15 protein-coding genes are annotated in these 17,820 nt (G+C 68.7%); 7 read left to right on the forward strand and 8 right to left on the reverse strand.

Annotated features, from left to right (window positions below):
- The first annotated feature begins 44 nt into the window (after nucleotides 1-44).
- A complete protein-coding gene (locus tag ACVCL9_RS14420) occupies nucleotides 45-3,212 on the forward strand; it encodes an efflux RND transporter permease subunit (RefSeq protein WP_447097605.1) in 3,168 nt (1,055 codons plus the stop codon).
- Between the two features lie 122 nt (nucleotides 3,213-3,334).
- Here ACVCL9_RS14420 and ACVCL9_RS14425 read toward each other — a convergent pair whose 3' ends face one another.
- Nucleotides 3,335-3,661: a nucleotide pyrophosphohydrolase gene (locus ACVCL9_RS14425; RefSeq protein WP_395120879.1), complete on the reverse strand. Its 327-nt coding sequence runs from the start codon at nucleotides 3,659-3,661 to the stop codon at nucleotides 3,335-3,337.
- Nucleotides 3,662-3,746: 85 nt separating this feature from the next.
- Nucleotides 3,747-4,094, reverse strand: coding sequence for a hypothetical protein (locus ACVCL9_RS14430; RefSeq protein ID WP_447097604.1), 348 nt, complete (start codon nucleotides 4,092-4,094; stop codon nucleotides 3,747-3,749).
- A 324-nt stretch (nucleotides 4,095-4,418) separates the two neighbouring features.
- Here ACVCL9_RS14430 and ACVCL9_RS14435 point away from each other — a divergent pair, with 324 nt between their 5' ends.
- The 3 genes from ACVCL9_RS14435 to ACVCL9_RS14445 are packed head-to-tail and all read left to right on the forward strand — an operon-like array spanning nucleotide 4,419 to nucleotide 5,523.
- A complete protein-coding gene (locus tag ACVCL9_RS14435; protein ID WP_447099500.1) occupies nucleotides 4,419-4,895 on the forward strand; it encodes a helix-turn-helix transcriptional regulator in 477 nt (158 codons plus the stop codon).
- Nucleotides 4,892-5,311, forward strand: coding sequence for a VOC family protein (locus ACVCL9_RS14440; protein ID WP_447097603.1), 420 nt, complete (start codon nucleotides 4,892-4,894; stop codon nucleotides 5,309-5,311). Before ACVCL9_RS14435 ends, ACVCL9_RS14440 begins: the two co-directional genes overlap by 4 nt.
- Nucleotides 5,308-5,523, forward strand: a complete 216-nt coding sequence (locus ACVCL9_RS14445) for a hypothetical protein (protein ID WP_395120883.1) — start codon at nucleotides 5,308-5,310, stop codon at nucleotides 5,521-5,523. The genes ACVCL9_RS14440 and ACVCL9_RS14445 overlap by 4 nt, the downstream gene beginning before the upstream one ends.
- Before the next feature lie 82 nt (nucleotides 5,524-5,605).
- Here the strand turns inward: ACVCL9_RS14445 and ACVCL9_RS14450 are convergent, their stop codons facing one another.
- The 3 genes from ACVCL9_RS14450 to ACVCL9_RS14460 all read right to left on the reverse strand — a co-directional run bounded on the left by ACVCL9_RS14450 (nucleotide 5,606) and on the right by ACVCL9_RS14460 (nucleotide 9,625).
- Nucleotides 5,606-7,579: an alpha/beta fold hydrolase gene (locus ACVCL9_RS14450; protein ID WP_447097602.1), complete on the reverse strand. Its 1,974-nt coding sequence runs from the start codon at nucleotides 7,577-7,579 to the stop codon at nucleotides 5,606-5,608.
- Between the two features lie 88 nt (nucleotides 7,580-7,667).
- Nucleotides 7,668-8,957, reverse strand: coding sequence for an MFS transporter (locus tag ACVCL9_RS14455; protein WP_447097601.1), 1,290 nt, complete (start codon nucleotides 8,955-8,957; stop codon nucleotides 7,668-7,670).
- A gap of 62 nt (nucleotides 8,958-9,019) precedes the next feature.
- Nucleotides 9,020-9,625 carry a DUF2239 family protein gene (locus ACVCL9_RS14460; protein ID WP_447099499.1) on the reverse strand — a complete coding sequence of 202 codons (606 nt, stop codon included), beginning with the start codon at nucleotides 9,623-9,625 and terminating at the stop codon, nucleotides 9,020-9,022.
- A gap of 146 nt (nucleotides 9,626-9,771) precedes the next feature.
- Between ACVCL9_RS14460 and ACVCL9_RS14465 the strand changes: the two genes are divergently transcribed.
- The 3 genes from ACVCL9_RS14465 to ACVCL9_RS14475 all read left to right on the forward strand — a co-directional run bounded on the left by ACVCL9_RS14465 (nucleotide 9,772) and on the right by ACVCL9_RS14475 (nucleotide 13,320).
- Nucleotides 9,772-11,163 carry a M16 family metallopeptidase gene (locus tag ACVCL9_RS14465; protein WP_447097600.1) on the forward strand — a complete coding sequence of 464 codons (1,392 nt, stop codon included), beginning with the start codon at nucleotides 9,772-9,774 and terminating at the stop codon, nucleotides 11,161-11,163.
- Nucleotides 11,160-12,629, forward strand: coding sequence for a M16 family metallopeptidase (locus tag ACVCL9_RS14470; protein ID WP_447097599.1), 1,470 nt, complete (start codon nucleotides 11,160-11,162; stop codon nucleotides 12,627-12,629). Before ACVCL9_RS14465 ends, ACVCL9_RS14470 begins: the two co-directional genes overlap by 4 nt.
- Nucleotides 12,630-12,792: 163 nt before the next feature.
- The gene (locus ACVCL9_RS14475) at nucleotides 12,793-13,320 is read left to right on the forward strand and encodes an acyloxyacyl hydrolase (protein ID WP_447097598.1); all 528 of its coding nucleotides are present in this window, start codon (nucleotides 12,793-12,795) and stop codon (nucleotides 13,318-13,320) included.
- 9 nt (nucleotides 13,321-13,329) lie between these two features.
- Here the strand turns inward: ACVCL9_RS14475 and ACVCL9_RS14480 are convergent, their stop codons facing one another.
- The 3 genes from ACVCL9_RS14480 to ACVCL9_RS14490 all read right to left on the reverse strand — a co-directional run bounded on the left by ACVCL9_RS14480 (nucleotide 13,330) and on the right by ACVCL9_RS14490 (nucleotide 17,809).
- On the reverse strand, nucleotides 13,330-14,856 hold the full coding sequence (locus ACVCL9_RS14480) for a DHA2 family efflux MFS transporter permease subunit (protein ID WP_447097597.1): 1,527 nt from the start codon (nucleotides 14,854-14,856) through the stop codon (nucleotides 13,330-13,332).
- A gap of 177 nt (nucleotides 14,857-15,033) precedes the next feature.
- Nucleotides 15,034-16,239 (reverse strand): HlyD family efflux transporter periplasmic adaptor subunit, encoded by a 1,206-nt coding sequence (locus ACVCL9_RS14485; RefSeq protein ID WP_447097596.1) that lies wholly within the window; start codon nucleotides 16,237-16,239, stop codon nucleotides 15,034-15,036.
- A 10-nt stretch (nucleotides 16,240-16,249) separates the two neighbouring features.
- The gene (locus tag ACVCL9_RS14490) at nucleotides 16,250-17,809 is read right to left on the reverse strand and encodes an efflux transporter outer membrane subunit (protein WP_447097595.1); all 1,560 of its coding nucleotides are present in this window, start codon (nucleotides 17,807-17,809) and stop codon (nucleotides 16,250-16,252) included.
- Nucleotides 17,810-17,820 lie beyond the last annotated feature (11 nt).

Raw genomic sequence — 17,820 nt, forward strand, 5'->3', positions numbered from 1 at the left:
GCGTGCGCCTTGCGCCGCGCCGACCTGCTGCCGTGGGTACTCGCGTGAACATATTCGCCCCGTTGATCCGCCGCCCGGCCGGCACCTCGCTGCTTGCCGTCGGCCTGGTGCTGGCCGGGCTGTGGGCTTACCTGCTGCTCGGCGTGGCGGCGCTGCCCTCGCTGGACTTCCCCGGTGTCTACGTGGTGGCGAACATGCCCGGCGCCAGCGCGCAGACCATGGCCAACACGGTGATGGCGCCGCTGGAACGCCATCTTGGCCAGATCCCCGGCATCGACGACATGTACGGCAACGCCAACGAAGGCGCGGTGGGGATCGGCGTGCGCTTCAACTTCAGCCGCACCGCCGACAGCGCAGCGCGGGACGTGCAGGCGGCGCTGAATGCCGCGGCGGCCGACCTGCCCGCGGGCATGCCTTCGCCCCCGCAGTACTTCAAGTTCGATACCTCGCAGATCCCGATCCTCTTCATCACCCTGACCTCCGAGGGCATGCCGCAGGACAAGCTGTTCGACCTGGCCGACACCTTGCTGAAACCCGCCGTCGCGCAGATCGACGGCGTGGCCCAGGTGCAGGTGTTCGGCGGCACCCCGCACGCGGTGCGCATCGACCTGGACAACCGAGCGCTGGCCGCCAAGGACCTCACCGCCAACGACGTCGCCAACGCGTTGCGCGCAGCCAACGTCAACTCGCCGCAGGGCATCATCAGCGACGGTCGCACGCAGATGACGGTGAGCGCCAACGACGGCCTGCGCGAGCCGGCCCAGTTCGCCGACCTGCTGATCGCCGAGCGCAACGGCGCGCCGGTGCGGCTGTCCGACGTGGCGCATGTCTACTCCGGCCAGCAGGATCAATACCAGGCGGCGTGGTTCAACGGCGCGCGCACGGTCGGCCTGCAGATCACCAAGCGGCCGGAGGCGAACGCGGTGGCCACGGTGGCGGCGATCCGCGCGCGTCTGCCGCAACTGGCCGCCTCGCTGCCCTCTGACGTCAACATGCAGCCGGTGTTCGACCTCACCCAGACCACGCAGTCGGCGCTGCACGAGGTGAAGGTCGCGCTGCTGATCTCGATCGCGATGGTGGCGCTGGTGATGCTGGTGTTCCTGCGCCGGCTGCGGCCGACCCTGATCGCCATGCTCAGCGTGCCGCTGTCGCTGGCCGGCGCGTTCGTGGTGATGTGGATGCTCGGCTACACCCTGAACACCCTGTCGCTGGTGGCGCTGGTGCTGTGCATCGGCTTCGTCGTCGACGACGCGATCGTGGTGATCGAGAACATCGTGCGGCACATGGAGCAGGGCATGGCACCGCTGCCGGCGGCGCTGACCGGCGTGCGCGAGATCGGTTTCACCGTGGTCTCGATCACGCTGTCGCTGGTGGCGGTGTTCGCGCCGCTGCTGTTCGGCAACAACATGCTGATCATGCTGCTGCGCGAGTTCTCGGTGACGCTCACCGCCGCGGTGGTGATCTCGGCGATCGTCTCGCTCACCCTCACGCCTGCGCTGTGCGGCCACCTGCTCAAGCACGAGCCGGTGCCGGCGCCCCCGCCGGGGCGCATCGAGCGGGCAGTGGAGCGTTTCGATCGCGGCCTGCTGCGGATGTACGAAAGCGCGCTGGACTGGGCCATGCGCCATCGCCGGCTGATGCGCTGGCAGCCGCTGCTGCTGCTGATCCTCACCTTCGCGCTGGGCGCGGCGGTGGTGAAGACCGCCGGCGGCACCTTCATGCCCGACGAGGACACCGGCCAGCTGCAGGTGGAGATCGACGCCGACGCCAACATCTCGCCCACCGTGCTGGCCGAGCGCGCGCGGCAGGTGCAGAAGATCATGCAGGCCGACCCGGCCGTGCTCGACCAGCTGACCCTGCTCGGCGGCAACGGTGCCGGCGGCGCGGTAGGCAACAGCGCGCAGATGTTCGTCGACCTCAAGCCGCGCGGCGATGGCCCGGGCGAGCGCGATGAAGGCATCAAGGCGGTGATCGAGCGCCTGTCGAAACAGTACGACCGCCTGCCCGACGTCAAGGTGTCGGTCAGCGCCTCGCAATTCCTCGGCGGCGGCGGCAGCGGCGACCGCGGCGGCCAGTACGAGTTCCAGCTCACCAGCACCCAGGGCAGCGACCTGCAGCCATGGGCGTTGAAGATGGTGCGCCAGTTGCGCACGCTGAAGGAGTTCCGCGACGTCAGCAGCCCGTTCGACCAGGTCGGCAAGCAGCAGCAGCTGCGCATCGACCGCGAGGCCGCCGCGCGGCTGCACGTCAGCGTGGGCGCCATCGACACCGCGCTGTTCAGCGCGTTCGGCCAGCGCCAGGTGTCGCAGATCTACTCCGACGTCAACCAGTACGCGGTGGTGCTCAACGCCAGCCCGAACGAGAACCTGAGCCCGCAGTCGCTGCTGAACATCCGCGTGCGCAGCGAGCAGGGCAAGATGATTCCGCTTTCCGCGCTGGCCACCATGGAGCCGGCGATCAGCCCGCTGCGCGTGCGCCACCACAACCAGCTGCAGGCGGTGACCATCAGCTACAACCTGGCCAAGGACGTCACCCAGGATCGCGGCGTGGCGCTGGTCGACCAGGCCGCCTTCGCGCTGCACCTGCCGGATGGCGTCAAGGTGGAATACACCGGCGCCAACCAGCGCCTCAAGCAGGCGCAATCGAACGGCATGGTGCTGCTGCTCGGCTCGATCCTGGCCATGTACATCGTGCTGGGCATCCTCTACGAAAGCCTGGGCCACCCGCTGACCATCCTCTCCACCCTGCCCGCCGCCGGCGCCGGCGCGTTCCTGGCGATGCTGGTCACGCAGACGCAGCTGTCGCTGATGGCGATCATCGCGATCCTGATGCTGATCGGCATCGTCAAGAAAAACGCGATCCTGATGGTCGACTTCGCCCTGGTGCGCGAGCGCGAGCACGGCATGTCCGCGCCCGATGCCATCCGCGAAGCCGCACTGGTCCGCTTCCGCCCGATCACCATGACCACCCTGGTGGCGATGGGCGCGGCGATGCCGCTGGCGATCGGCTTCGGCATCGGCTCCGAAATGCGCCAGCCGCTGGGCATCGCCATCGTCGGCGGCCTGCTCGTCTCGCAGCTGCTGACCCTGCTCAGCACCCCGGCCATCTACCTGTGGAATCACGACCGCAAGATCCGCAAGGCGGCGCGCAAGGAGCGCAAGGCGGAGAAGAAGCGGTTGAAGGCGTTGGCGCGTCCGCAGCCCGCGGCCTGACCGCCGTGGACCGGGCGATCGAGCATTCGCGCGGCTCCCGCTGCGCGCGCCGCTACGGCGTTCGGTTTCTGCGGGGTGGCTGCGTCACGGAATCGTGCTCCAGGCGCGGGCCCGGGCGGTCGTCATGTGCGCAGTTCGCCGGCGACGTGATCGATCAGCTCCCTCGTGTTCCTGCAGTACTCCGCTTCCAGGTCGATCCCGCACTTGTCCGCCAGCACGATGATCGACCACAGGCAGTCCGACAACTCGTGGCCAAGCTTCGCCTTGCAGTCGTCGATCTTGCGGACCCCCGCGTTCGCCTGGATCAGCTTCGCCAGGTCGCCGACGTCGCCCATGAAACCCAGCGCCAGCTCCTGCGTGGTCCAGGCGCGTCCGTACATCCTGGTTTCCAGCTGCTCGTAGAGGTCGTTGAGCCGCAGCGCGGATTTTTCCAGATCGGAAAAGTTCATGGGGACTCCAGGTGAAGACAGCATCGAGCAGTACCGCGCGGGCTCGCTGGTGCGCAGGGCAAATGGCGGTGGGCCGCACTAGCCACTAGCCGCCCTTCGCATCCGTGGTTGCAGCTGTGCCGTCGGCAATATGGACCGTACTGCAAGACGGAAGCGTCTTGTTTGCCACGCAGCCACGCACATCGGCACCCGACGGCGGCGCACCGACGTCCACGGCGTAACCCTCGGGCACTTCCCTCGCGCGGCCGGTTGGCGTGCCGTCGACGAAGATGTTGAACGCACACACTCCGCTGGACGACTGGGTGCAGGTGAGCCGTGTTTCATTGTTCCCCACGGGATCGGCGCGGAACGAAATGGTGGAGGTGCAGCCGCCAACAACAAGCGCCAGCCCGATGACCACCAACCCCGAGATCCATGTATTTCGCTTGCTCACGGCACTTCTCCCTGGATGCCCCATGGGCAATGGTGCCACGCCCGAGACGACGATACGTGGCGTCGAGTGCCCGGAACAAGGACCGACTGGAGAACATGGCGAGACGCGCTTGCCGTGTCGCGAGGCCTGAGAAGCTTGGGGGTCAGCGGCGGATTCAACTCCCAAGTGCAGCGCGTTTGAGCAATCGCTCGAACACTTCTTGCGGTGTGCGATAGCCTAGCTGCCACGTGCCGCAGGATTCCGCCGCACTGTCCGGTTTAGTCATTCACCTTTCCGCCCGCTTCGCAAGGCCGGTGCATGGGCGTCACGCAGGGCACGAAGCCGATGGGCCAGAATCCCGAATTGTTGCGCCGCCTGCTGCGCGCGAAGGACCGGATGGACGCGGCCTCCCACGAGGAGTGGCCGGTCCGGCGGCTGGCGCAGGTGAGTGCGGTGTCGGCGGCGCACTTCGCGCGCGCCTTCCGAGAGGCGTTCGGCGTGCCGCCGCATCGCTATCTGCTCACGCGCCGGATCGAACGCGCCACGGCGCTGCTGCGCGATGGCGATCTGCCGGTCACCGAGATCGCGCTGCGGACCGGTTGGAACAGCATCGGCACGTTCGGGCGGATCTTCCGCGACATCACCGGCGAGAGTCCGGGCGAATTCCGCGCGCGCCAGCGCGCGATCGGGCATGGACACGGACATGTTCCGGAATGCTTCGTGCGCGCCGCGCACCGGCCCGACCTCAGGAGCGCAGTTTCGGAGAAGCGCCGCCGTGCGGCCCCCGGTAAAAAGGCACTCCAATCCACGGAGGTCCCATGACTCAAGGTGTCGATGTAGCCGGACTCTATGTCCGCGACCAGGATGAAGCGCTCGCCTTCTATGTCGGAAAGCTGGGCTTTGTCGTCAGTGCCGATGCGCGCAACGGCGACTATCGCTGGCTCACCGTGCAGCATCCGGAGCAGCCCTCGTTCCAGCTCGGTCTGTTCAGGCCGGGACCGCCGGTCCACGACGCGGCGACTGCGCAGACGCTCTGCGAGATGGTGGCCAAGGGTGCGATGCCGCCGTTGGTGTTGGCGGTGGACGATTGCCAGGCCGCTTTCGAGCGGCTGCAAACGCTGGGCGTGGAGTTCACGCAGGAGCCGATGCGCCGCTACGGCACCGTGGATGCAGGCTTCCGCGATCCCTCCGGCAATGGCTGGAAGATGATCGAGGCCAGGGCGAAGGGCGCGGCATGAGCGCGAGCCAGTGGATCCGCCAGAGCCACCGCTGGCTGTCGATCGTGTTCACCCTGACCGTGATCGCGAACTTCGCCTGGCGCGGGATGAGCCCGCACGAACCGCCGGCATGGCTGACCTATGCGCCGCTGCCGCCGCTGTTCGCGCAGTTGTTCAGCGGCCTGTACCTGTTCGCGCTGCCGTACGCCGCGGCAGCGCGCCGCAGGGCCTGAGGCCGCGGGCGCGGCGCGTTCCCGGTCCCCGCCATCGGCAACTGCGGTTCGAGTGGCGAACAGCGAATCGAGTGCCGCGCGCCTACTTGCCGCCTGCCGTGACGCCGGGTCCGATGCTCGAACCGATGAAGTCGAGCATCTTCCCGTACAGCTCGGCGACATTGGCCTCGTCGTAGAAGCCGTGCATCTCGCCGGGCTTTTCCAGCCAGACGTGCGGCACGTGGCGCTTGAGCAGCGCCTCGTGCAGGTTCGTGCCCTGGATCGGCGGCACGCGCCGGTCCTGGCCGCCGACCACCAGCATCACCCGCGCCTTGAGCGCATCGAGCTGGTTGATCGGCGAGCGCTGCGCCAGTTGCGCCAAGTCGTCGCCCAGCTGGCGCTTCAGGTAATTCTCGCCGCTGACCGTTTCGGGAATGTCGCCGCGCCGGTACATCAGGGGCAGGTCGTAGATGCCGACGTAGCCGATCGCGCACTGGTAGAGGTCCGGCTCCTTCACCGCGCCTTCCAGCGCGGCATAGCCGCCGTAGCTGGCGCCGTAGATGCACAGGCGCTGCGGGTCGGCGATGCCCTGGGCGATGGCCCAGCGCGTGGCGTCAGTGACGTCGTCCTGCATCTTGCCGCCCCACTCGCGCCAGCCGGCCTGCTCGAACGCGTAGCCGTAGCCGCCCGAGCCGCGGAAATTGACCTGCACCACGACGTAGCCGCGCGTCGCCAGCGCCTGCACGTCGGCGTCGTACTCCCAGCGGTCGCGCACGGAGAACGGGCCGCCATGGACCATCACCACCGTGGGCAGGTGCTTGTCCTGCTCATGGCCCGGCGGGTAGCTCAGGTAGCCCTGCAGCTTCATGCCGTCCCGCGCGGCGAACTCGAACGGCTGCTTGGTCGCCATCGACTGCGGATTGATCCACGGCGCGCGCTTGAGCAGCGGCGTCAGCCTTGCGGCCTTGGCGTCGAACAGGTAGAACGTGCCCGGATCGGCGTCGGCCTCCACCAGCACCACGCTCAGGCTGCCATCGCTGGTGCCGGAGACGAAGCGTACGCTTTCGCCCGGGAACTGCTTCATCAGCGCCACCAGCATGCGTGCCGCCGGCGACTGCATGTCGAATGGCGCGATGCCGGCGCGGCCATCCATGTAGGCGACGCCGGCGATGTCGTCTTCGGCCAGCCCCTGCAGCAGGCCGTCCGATTCCACAGTGGGATTGCTCCACACCTCCTGCAGCGTGGGCTTGTCTTCGCTCCAGCGGCAGATGCCGAAACCGCCGCTGGGGACCGGGCAGCTGAAGTACGCCCCGCTGTCATCACGGTCGAAGGCGATCGGCACGGAATGGCTGGCGCCCAGTTCGGGCATGGGCTTCCAGTCGCCGCCCCCGAGCGGCAGCTGGAACACCCGGACGTCGCCCTGCTCGTCCTCGCCCCAGGCAAACCGGATCCGGCCCTGATGGTCGCCGACGAAAAATGCGTCGCGCATCGGCGCGGTGGTGATTTCCCGCAACTTGCCGGTGCGCACGTCCATGCGGGAGGCGGTGGCAAACACCCCGTGCTTGCCGTTGGCGTCCCACAGCCGGGTAGCGACCAGGATATGTTTCGGATCGCCGGCAATGGTGCCGATGAACTCCGCCGAGCCGCGTTCGCTCACCACCTGCTTGACCAGCGTACCGGTGGTCATGCCGTCCTTGCGAAAGCCGTACAGCATGGTCGAGCCTGTTCCATCGGCATTGACCGCATACAACTCGCCGGTGGGCAACGGGCGGTCGTAGCCACCCAGCCGTGTCCCCACCGTGTACACCACGCGGGTGGGAGAGATCCACCAGAAGTCCGTCACCGCGTCTTCGTTGCGCTGGCGGATCAGCTGCCCCTTCTTGTCGGCCAGGCGAATCAGCGCCAGCAGACTGTGGCCATCCACCAGGGCGGTGGTGGCAAGGTACTTGCCGTCAGGCGAAATCTTCACGGCTTCGTATTGCATGTGCCGTGCGAGATCGGCAAGCGGTACCGGTTCGGCGTGCAGGAACGTGGCGCACAGCAGCACCAGCGCGACCAACCAGCGTCGAGTATCCATGGCGATTTCCCCTGTTTTGCGATGTGCGCGGCCGCGCTCCGCGGCCATCCGGCCATCCGACTCTAATGCAAAGTGCGCGGCGGCAGGATCAGGACGCCGCCGTCGCCGCCGGCGCTGCCCCGATGCTGCGCAGCGCCGGGCTGCGCATGCAGCCCAGGGCGATCGCGGTGAGCAGCAAGCCGGCGCCGGCGAACAGGCCGGTGAGCGGGATCAGCCTGAGCAGGCTGCCGGCGATCGCGGCCGAGATCGGCCCCAGGCCCATGAAGGTGAACATCAGCACGCTCATGGCGCGGCCCATCATTTCCGGCGCCACGCGACGCTGGATCCAGCTGACGATGGCGATCTGCGCGATGCCGGCGAGCACGCCGGTGGCGGCCAGCAGCACCGCGCCGGTGACCGTCGCATGCACCAGCGCCAGCGTGGCCAGGGCCAGGCCGGCGAGGCTGTCGATGGTCAGCACCATCAGGCCGAGGCGGCCGCGCACGATGCGGCTGGCCGGGCCGGAAAGGAAACTGCCCAGCAGCATGCCGCCGCCGTTGGCGGTCATCAGGATGCCGAGCGAGGCGGCGCCCAGATCCATCCGCGTATCGGCCAGCACCGGCAGGCCCACCTGCAGCGGACCGCCGACGAACACCGAGACCACCGCCGCGTAGAGCATGAATGCGCGCAGCGGCAGGTCGGCCCAGATCATCCGCACGCCGCTGGCCACGTTGGCCAGCACGCCGCCCGCGGCGGGTTTCGGATCGAAGTCGGCGGACACGCGGATCAGCAGCAGCGACGCCAGCGAGAAGGCGAAGCTGATCGCGTCGATGGTGAATGCCAGGCCCAGTCCCTCCGCATCCTGCAGCGCCTGCGGCTGTGCGCCGTGCGCGCCCGCGCTGATCACCACGCCGGCCAGCGCCGGACCGACGAACATGCTGAGCTGGCGCATGCCCATCACCAGCGCATTGGCCGGTTGCAGCTGATCCTTGCGCACCAGTTGCGGCAGGATTGCCGAGCCGGCCGGGTAGGCGAACGCGGTGGACAGGCCGATGCCCAGCGCGATCAGGTACACCAGCCACATGCGGATGTCGCCCAGCAGCACCAGCGCGGCCAGCAGCGCCACCAGCAGCGCGTTCGCCCCGCGCGCGGCGAGCAGCACGCGGCGCGGCGACAGCCGGTCCACCACCGCGCCGCCGATCAGCATGAACAGCGCACGCGGCAGTGCCATCGCCGCCAGCACCAGCCCCAGCGCGGCCGGGTTGCCGGTGAGTTTCAGCACCAGCCACGGCAGCGCCACCAGGGTGAACTGGTCGCCCAGCATCGAGATCGTGCTGCCGCCGAACAGCAGGCGGAAGTTGTGGTTGGAGAAGACGGAGTCGCGGCGGGCGGTGGCCATCAGTGGGTTCGCAGGTCGGGGATGATTGAGTGGGACGAGACTGAAATGGGCCGCCGCTCGGCTCAGCCGGCGTCGGCGCGCTCGTCCCAGGCGACCGCAGCCAGCTGCCGCAGGTGTGCGCGCACATCAGCCGGCCAGCGGGCAGTCAGTGAGCCGAAACGCTCACGGTCACCACGATAGAAGGAGCGCGAGGCTTCCTCGTAACCCGGTTCGTCGCCGGCCATGACCTGCATGAAGCGGTCGACCGATTCCATCGCCTGGCGCGCACGCTCTTTCGCACCGCCATGACGGATGGACTGCTCGACCAGACGCCGCAACACTGCCGAGGCCCCACCGGGTTGCTGACCCAGCCAGGTCCAGTGTCGTGGCAACAAGGTGACTTCGCGCGGCACCACGCCGAGCTTCGGGCGGCCGGGCCCGCGAGTGACTGGCTCGGCGGGCGACGCCGACGTGGCGTGCGGTGCGAGCCGGGACAACACGTCATCCACGCTGCCACGAAAATCGATCTCGAGCTGACGACTGTCGCGCTCGTCGAACACCAGCAAGGGGCCGCTGGCGCCCGCGTCCAGCGCCTGTTTCGCGGCGCGCGCGACGTCGGGCAACGCGCCATGCGCGATTCGCTTTTTGCCATCGAAGGCTATGCAGGCGACGGTTTGAGACGGCGACATTGTTTTACCCGGATAAATTGATGGGCGCATTCTATCCGGGTTGAAATCCATGTCAATAGTACCCGGGTACAAATGCCCGTCCGCGGGTTGCCCGGCGGATCGCCGGGCTTGCTATTGTTGACGCTTTCCACCCGCAAGGACTACGGATGACCAAGCGCCTGCGTTCGGCCAGCTTGATGGTTTCACTCGGCCTGCTCGCCGCCACCGCGATTCCGCACCCCGCGCAGGCGTCGGATCTCGCCATCCCGCCGATCCAGTATCACCAGCGCACCCTGCCCAACGGGCTGCAGGTGCTCAGCGTGGAGGATCACGCCAGCCCCAACGTGGCGGTGCAGGTCTGGTACCACGTCGGCTCCAAGGACGACCCGCAGGGGCGCTCCGGCTTCGCGCACCTGTTCGAGCACCTGATGTTCAAGAGCACGAAGCACATGCACGCCGAGCAGATGGACCGGCTCACCGAGGACGTCGGCGGCGCCAACAATGCCTCCACCGGCGACGACGTCACCAACTATTTCGAGATCGTGCCCAGCAACCACCTGCAGACCCTGCTGTGGGCCGAGGCCGAGCGGCTGTCCAACCTCAACGTGGACCAGAAGAACTTCACCTCCGAGCGCGCGGTGGTGGAGGAGGAATACCGCCAGAGCGTGCTGGCCAACCCGTACGGCAAGCTGTTCAACGCGATCGACCCGAAGTCGTACACGGTGCATCCGTACCGGCGTCCGGTGATCGGCAGCATCGAGGAGCTGGAGGCGGCCTCGCTGCAGAACGTGATCGACTTCCATCGCACCTACTACCGCCCGGACAACGCCACCCTGATCGTGGCCGGCGACTTCGACCCGAAGCAGCTCGACGCCTGGGTCGATGAATACTTCGGCTGGATCCCCAAACCGGCCACGCCGATCCCGCAGGTCACCGCGAAGGAGCCGGTGCGCAAGCAGGACAAGCGCTACACCGTCACCAGCGAGACCGCGCCGCTGCCGGCCGTGGCGATGACCTGGCTGATCCCGCCGGCAGCGGACAGCGCCGACCGCATCCCGCTGCAGGTGGCCGCGGCGCTGCTGTCGCAGGGCGATTCCTCGCGGCTGTACCAGTCGCTGGTGTATCGCCACCAGGTCGCGCAGGAGATCGGCGCGTTTGCCGACACCCGCGTGGGCCCGGGCCTGTTCACCGTCTACGCGGTGCTCGCCAGCGGCCATGAACCGGCCCAGGCGGAGAAACTGCTGAACGAGGAAATAGTCTGGCTGGCGACCCAGCCGATCGCCGACGCCGAGCTGGACAAGGTCAAGACGCAACTGCTCACCAGCGAACTGAAACAGCGCCAGACCGCGCAGGGCATCGCCTTCGCGCTCGGCCAGGCCAGCCTGATCGACGGCAACGTGCAGCACGTCAACGACGACCTGGTGGCGTTGCAGAAGGTCAGCGCGGATGACGTGCACCGCGTGCTGCAGAAGTACGTCACCGGCGCCAAGAAGGTCACCATCGACTACCTGCCGCAGGCCAAGGCCGCGCCGGCCAACGCCAAGGGAGATGCGAAATGATCCGCGTCCATCGTTTCCGTCTGGCCGTCTTTACGGCCGTCGCGCTGAGCACCGGCATCGCCACCGCGGCCGATTTCCCGACCACGCCGCCGGCGCCCGGTCCGGCGCCGCAGCTGAACGTGCCCACGCCGACCACGCAGACCCTGCCCAACGGCCTGGAGGTCATCAGCGTGCGCCGCGCCAACCTGCCGCTGGTCACCGCGCAGCTGTGGGTGCGTCGCGGCGGCGAGATGGATCCGCCGCAGCTGGCCGGCCTGGCCGACCTCACCGCCAACCTGCTGAGCAAGGGCGCGGCGGGCAGGAGCGCACCGCAGATCGCTGCCGCCGCCGAGGCGCTGGGCGGCTCGCTGGATGCTTCCGCAGGCTGGGACGAGAGCGCCATCGGCATCACCGTGACCACGCCGAAACTGCCGCAGGCGCTGGGCCTGCTGGCCGAAGTGGTGCGCCAGCCGGATTTCGCCGAGACCGAGGTGCAGCGCGCCCGCAGCCAGGCGATCGACGACCTGCGCCTGCAGCTGAGCCAGCCCACCGCGCTGGCCGCGCTGGCGGCCAACCGCGGCGTGTTCGGCGAAGGCGCCTATGGCCATTCGCGCCACGGCACGCCCGACTCGCTCAAGCGCATCACCCGCGCCGACGTGCAACGCCTGCACGACGCGCTGTACCGGCCGGACAACGCGATCCTGATCCTCGCCGGCGACATCACTCCCGCGCAGGCCTTGCAGCTGGCGCAGGCCAGCTTCGGCGACTGGGCCAAGCCGGCCACGCCGCTGCCGCCGCGCCCGGCCGGCAGCGCTGCCAGCCAGCTGCCGCCGATCCTGCTGATCGACCAGCACGGTGCCGGCCAGGCCGGCGTGGTCGCCGCGCACGCCGCGCCGCCGCGCCGCGACGACAGCTACTACGTCGGCAGCGTGACCAACGCGGTGCTGGGCGGTTCGTACTCGGCACGCCTCAACGAGGAAATCCGCATCAAGCGCGGCCTCTCCTACGGCGCCGGCAGCCGGCTGCAGGGGCTGGGCGATGGCGGCGTCTGGCTGGCCTCGGCGCAAACCAAGAACCCGTCCGCGCCGCAGGTGGTCGAGCTGATGCTGGGCCAGTTCAAGCAGCTGGGCGACAGCCGCGTGGATGCCGATGAACTCGCTGCGCGCAAGGCCACCCTGATCGGCGCTTACGGCCGCAGCCTGGAGACCACCGCGGGGCTGGCCGGCGAGGTCGCCGAACTGGCGATCTACGGCGTGCCGCTCGACAGCATCGGCAAGTACGTCACCGAGGTGCAGGCGGTCACGCCGAAGCAGATCGAGAAATACGCCCGCAAGCACCTGGCGGCCGACGACCTGCACGTGGTGGTGGTGGGCGATGCCGCGCAGTTCGGCGCGGCGATCCGCAAGGATCATCCGCAGGCGGTGCTGCTGCAATCCACCGCGCTGGACCTGGACAGCCCCAGCCTGCAGGCGCCGGCCGGTCGCTGAAGTTCCGGCGGAACGCGCACGGGAACCCCTGCAACGGCAGGGGCATCCCGTGGCCGCGGGGCATCGCGGCAATCATTCTTCGCCACCCCTTGGTTTCACTTCGGTTCGACGTTATTTAGTGAACCATCAAGTTCACTAAAATTCCGCCCCGTCCGAGGTTGCCATGCACGTCCCGTTTTCCGCCCGCCTGCTGCTGCTGGCGCTGGCGTCGTCTCCGCTGCCGCTGCTGGCGCAATCGGTCCATCTGCAGGTGCAGGGCGGGCGCAGCTACATGGATGGGCATGGCACTCCCGCGCTGTTCGTCGAAGCGGTGTTCGACGACCATGCGATCGGCGACAGCCGCTGGAGCCTGGCACCCGACGTCTCGCTGGGCTGGATCGATGGCCGCGACATCGCACGCTTTCGCGACAATCGCTACCCCACCCGGGAGCAAGCCTGGCTGCTGGCCGCCGGTGCGCGCCTTCAGTACCGCACGGCCGATGGTGCGCCGGGCCACTGGTTCGCCAGTTTCCAGCCGGCATTCAACACCGCACGCACGCAGGCGCTGAGCAGTCCGTACGAGTTCGTCACCACGCTCGGCTGGCAGGGGCGTCGCTTCAGCTTCCAGATCCGGCACGTTTCCAACGCTCGCCTGCATCAGCCCAACCGCGGCGAGACCATGGCGCTGGTGGGCATCGGCTTCGATCTCTGACCGATCGCCTCAGTGCCCGCCAGCGACCGGCCGCGCCTTCGGTGTGAACGGCGGCTTGGCCAGCCAGATCACCAGCATCAGGCCGATGAAGATCCAGCCCAGCGCGTGGAACACCTCGTTGAACGAGATCTGGTAGCTCTGCTGGGTGATCATGCCGTTGATCACGCTGCCGCCCAGTTGCGGATCGCCGTGGCCCAGCTGCTGCATCGCGGCCTGGCTGACCGGGCTGTAGGGCGTGATGTGCTCGGCCAGCTGCTCGTGGTGGTTCACCGCGCCGCGGGTCCACATCAGCGTGGTGATCGAGGCGGAGAAACTGCCGCCCAGCGTGCGCAGGAAGGTCGACAGCCCGGAACCGGCGGCGATCTCGTCCTGCTGCAGGTCCGACAGCAGGATGGTCAGCGTCGGCATGAAGAACAGCGCCACGCCCAGGCCCTGCAGCAGCTGCACCATCGCCACGTGGTAGAAGTCGATCTGCAGGTAGAAGTCCGCGCGCATGAAGCAGGTCGCGCCCATCACCAGGAATGACGCCGCGGCGAGCAGGCGCAGGTCCATGCGGGTGGCGTACTTGCCCACGAAGAAGGTCAGCAGCACCGGGATCACGCCCAGCGGCGCGGTGGCGAAGCCGGCCCAGGTGGCGGTGTAGCCCAGGTTCTGCTGCAGCCACAGCGGCACCAGCAGCGCGATGGCGAAAAACGCTGCGTAGCCCAGCACCATCGCCACCGTGCCGGTGGTGAAGTTGCGGTGGCGGAACAGCTTCAGGTCCACGATCGGGTCGGGGTCGGTCAGCTCCCAGATCAGGAAGATCGCGATCGCGATGGCCGAGATGATGCTGGCCACGATGATGAAGTTGGAGTTGAACCAGTCCGCGTCGTTGCCCTTGTCCAGCACGATCTGCAGCGCGCCCACGCCGATGATCAGCGTGATCAGGCCGACGTAGTCGATGCGCGGGCGCTCGGTCTTCTCGACCTTGCCGCGCAGCTGGTTGGCCACCACCACGCTGGCGAAGATGCCGATCGGCAGGTTGATGAAGAAGATCCACGGCCACGAATAGTTCTCGGTGATCCAGCCGCCGAGGATCGGTCCGGCGATCGGCGCCACCACCGTCACCATCGCCAGCAGGGCCAGCGCCATGCCGCGCTTGGCCGGCGGGTAGATGCTGATCAGCAGGCTCTGCGTGATCGGGTACATCGGGCCGGCCACCGCGCCCTGCAGCGCGCGGAACACCAGCAGCATGCCCATGCTTTGCGACACGCCGCACATGAACGAGGAGGCCACGAACAGCAGCGTGCACGCGGTGAACAGGCGCACCTCGCCGAAGCGGCGGGTGAGGAAGCCGGTCAGCGGCAGCGAGATCGCCATGCTCACCGCGAACGAGGTGATCACCCAGGTGCTCTGGTCGTTGCTGACGCCGAGGTTGCCGGCAATCGTCGGCAGCGAGACGTTGGCGATCGTGGTGTCCAGCACCTGCATGAAGGTGGCCAGCGACAGGCCGACCGTGCTAAGTGCCAGGTTGGGTGGGCGGAATGCGGTGGTCATGGCCGTATCAGTCGGTGGGACGGGAGGTCCCTCTCCCACCGGGAGAGGGTGCCCGAAGGGCGGGTGAGGGTACGGGCGGAGCGCGTCGTCGCGGTCTCCGCCGAACCCTCTCCCCAACCCCTCTCACCCGCAAGGGGACTTCCTTCGGTCGCCGGGAGGGAGAGGGGCGATATCGCGTCATTTTTCGCCGGCCATGTTGGCGTGGATGATCTCCTTGATCGCCGCATCCGCCTTGGCCAGCTGCTGCTTGTAGATGTCGGTGCTGAAGGCGGGTTGCGAGGGCGCGCGCTGCGCCAGCGTGGGGCCGCTGCGGTCATGCAGGTTGACGTCCACGTTGAGCGACATGCCCAGCCGCAACGGGTGCTGCTCCAACTGCTTCGGGTCGGTGAACACCACCCGCACCGGGATGCGCTGCACGATCTTGATCCAGTTGCCGGTGGCGTTCTGCGCCGGCAGCAGCGAGAACGCGCTGCCGGTGCCGATGCCCAGGCTCTCCACCTTGCCGGTGTAGCTCACCGCGCCGCCGTAGACGTCCGATTCGATCTCCACCGGCTGGCCGATGCGCATGTCGGTGAGCTGGGTCTCCTTGAAATTGGCGTCGATCCACACCTGGTGCAGCGGCACCACCGCCATCAGCGGCGTGCCGGGCTGCACGCGCTGGCCGACCTGCACCGAGCGTTTGGCCACATAGCCGTCCACCGGCGCCAGCAACTGCGTGCGCGCGTCGGCGAGGTAGGCGGCGCGCAGCTGGGCCGCCGCCACCTGCACGTCCGGGTGCGAGGCGACCACGGTGTCGTCGACCAGCACCTTGCTGGTCTGGTACTGCTGCTGCGCCGTGATGAGGGCGTTCTGCGCGGTGGTCAGCGCGTCGCGGGCATGCGCCAGTTCCTCGGTCGAGATCGCGCCGGACTTGGCCAGCGCCACGCGCCGCTCGTAGTCGGAGCGCGCCTTCGCCACCGCCGTCTGGCTGGCGGCGACGTCGGCGTGTGCGCCGCTGACGCTGGAGTACAGGCCGCGCACCTTGCGCACGGTCAGCGCCAGGTTGGCCTTCGCCTCGGCCAGGGCCACGTCGGCATCGCTGGGATCGAGTTTCACCAGCACGTCGCCGGCGTGCACCAGGTTGCCGTCGTCGGCGCCGATGCTGACCACGGTGCCGGGCACCTGCGGGGTGATCTGCACCACGTTGCCGTTGACGTAGGCGTCGTCGGTGCTCTCGTACCAGCGGCCTTCGAGGAAGTACCAGAGGCCCCAGCCAATGGCGGCGAGCAGCACTACCACGCCGAGCGCGCGCAGCAGCGCGCCGCGGGATTTCTTCGGCGCCGGCAGCGGCGGCCTGGACTCGGCCTTGCTCTCGTTCGAGTCGGATGAGGGTTGAGCAGACATGGGGGAAGCCTCAGCGATGCGCAAAAGTGGAAGATGACGGTGCCGGCGCGCCGGCCTGCGGCGGGTAGCCGTCGCGGGGTGCCTGATCCTGCGGGCGGTATCCACCGCGGGGTGCTTGATTCTGCGGGCGGTATCCACCGCGGGGTGCTTGACTCTGGGGGCGGTATCCACCGCCCAAGGCCTGGATCAACTGGATCGAACGGTCGACCTGTTGCGCCTGCAGCGCGGCCACGCCGCGGTCGGCGGCCAGCAGCTGCTGGCGCACGCTGAGCGCTTCCAGGTAGCTGCCCACACCGGCCTGGTAACGCTGCAGCGCGAGATCCCACGCCTGCCGCGCGGCGGCCTGCGCGCGTTGCTGGGCGGCGAGTTGCCGCTGCAGCGACTGCGTCGCCGAGACGTCGTCGGCGACCTCGTTCACCGCGCCGACCAGGGTCTGGTTGTACTGCGCCACGGCCAGGTCGTACTGGGCGTCCTTGGCCGAAAGGTTGGCGCGCAGCCGGCCGCCGTCGAAGATCGGCAGGCTCAGCGAGGGGCCGAGCTGGTAGAAGCGCGCCGGCAGGGTGAACGGGTTGCCGCCGCCGAGCCGGAGCACGCCGGCCATCGCGCCGATGCTGATGTTGGGCAGGAACTCGGTCTTGGCCGCCTTGATGTCCTTGCCCGCGGCCTCGACCCGCCAGCGCGCGGCGACCAGGTCGGCGCGATGGCCGATCAGTTCCAGCGGCAGATTCTCCGGCACCGCCAGCTCGGCCGGCGCCAGCACCTGTGGACGGGTGATCTCGTCGCCGCGATCCGGGCCTTTGCCGAGCAGCACGGACAGCGCGGAGCGCGCAGCATCCACCGCGCGATCGGCCAGCGCGGCTGCCTGCTCATCCGTGGCCACTTCGGCCTCGGCCTGCTTCAGCACGATGCGGTTGTCGATGCCGGCGGCCACGCGCTGCGCGGTGAGCTGCTGCGACTGTTGCGCGCGTTTCAGCTCGCCGGCGGCCAGGTCCTGCTGGGCGAAGGCATAACCGAGTTGCGCATAGGCGCGGGCCACGTTGCCGGACAGTTCGATGCGCGCGGCGCGGGCCTCGACCTCGGCGGCACGCGACGCGCCCAGCGCGGCTTCCCACGCGGCGCGCTTGCCGCCCCACAGATCCAGGCCCCACTTGAAGCTGCCATAGGCGTAGCTGGCCAGGTTGAAGTGGCCGCCGCCGGCATCGGCGGGCATCACCGTGGTCGGGATGCGCGCGCCGGAAACGCTGGCGCCGGCATTCACGCTGGGGCGGCGCGCGGTGTCGGCCAGGCCGGCGGCCGCCTGCGCCGCGCGGGCGCGCGCATCGGCCACGGCCAGGCCGGGGTTGTCGGCCAGCGCTTCGCGGATCAGCCGGTCGAGCTGCGGGTCGCCCAGTGCGCTCCACCAGTCGCTTTCGGGCCAGGCGGCCGCGATGTCGTTCGCGCCGAGATGGTGCGCGGCTTTCAGCGAGGCGGGGTCGAGCGGCGCGCCGTTCGGATGCAGGCCGCCGCTGCTGGCGCAGGCGGCCAGCGCGAGGGTCAGGGCGGTGGCAGCCGCAAGGTGATGCAGACGCATACGTGGGGGGC

It is taken from the genome of Rhodanobacter sp. UC4438_H5, from assembly GCF_052978405.1.

Coding starts and splice junctions, on each gene's coding strand:
- ACVCL9_RS14475 (WP_447097598.1), top strand. CDS start 12,793: ATGCACGTCCCGTTTTCCGCCCGCCTGCTGCTGCTGGCGCTGGCGTCG.
- ACVCL9_RS14435 (WP_447099500.1), top strand. CDS start 4,419: ATGGGCCAGAATCCCGAATTGTTGCGCCGCCTGCTGCGCGCGAAGGAC.
- ACVCL9_RS14460 (WP_447099499.1), bottom strand. CDS start 9,625: ATGTCGCCGTCTCAAACCGTCGCCTGCATAGCCTTCGATGGCAAAAAG.
- ACVCL9_RS14440 (WP_447097603.1), top strand. CDS start 4,892: ATGACTCAAGGTGTCGATGTAGCCGGACTCTATGTCCGCGACCAGGAT.
- ACVCL9_RS14490 (WP_447097595.1), bottom strand. CDS start 17,809: ATGCGTCTGCATCACCTTGCGGCTGCCACCGCCCTGACCCTCGCGCTG.
- ACVCL9_RS14480 (WP_447097597.1), bottom strand. CDS start 14,856: ATGACCACCGCATTCCGCCCACCCAACCTGGCACTTAGCACGGTCGGC.
- ACVCL9_RS14425 (WP_395120879.1), bottom strand. CDS start 3,661: ATGAACTTTTCCGATCTGGAAAAATCCGCGCTGCGGCTCAACGACCTC.
- ACVCL9_RS14465 (WP_447097600.1), top strand. CDS start 9,772: ATGACCAAGCGCCTGCGTTCGGCCAGCTTGATGGTTTCACTCGGCCTG.
- ACVCL9_RS14445 (WP_395120883.1), top strand. CDS start 5,308: ATGAGCGCGAGCCAGTGGATCCGCCAGAGCCACCGCTGGCTGTCGATC.
- ACVCL9_RS14485 (WP_447097596.1), bottom strand. CDS start 16,239: ATGTCTGCTCAACCCTCATCCGACTCGAACGAGAGCAAGGCCGAGTCC.
- ACVCL9_RS14455 (WP_447097601.1), bottom strand. CDS start 8,957: ATGGCCACCGCCCGCCGCGACTCCGTCTTCTCCAACCACAACTTCCGC.
- ACVCL9_RS14450 (WP_447097602.1), bottom strand. CDS start 7,579: ATGGATACTCGACGCTGGTTGGTCGCGCTGGTGCTGCTGTGCGCCACG.
- ACVCL9_RS14470 (WP_447097599.1), top strand. CDS start 11,160: ATGATCCGCGTCCATCGTTTCCGTCTGGCCGTCTTTACGGCCGTCGCG.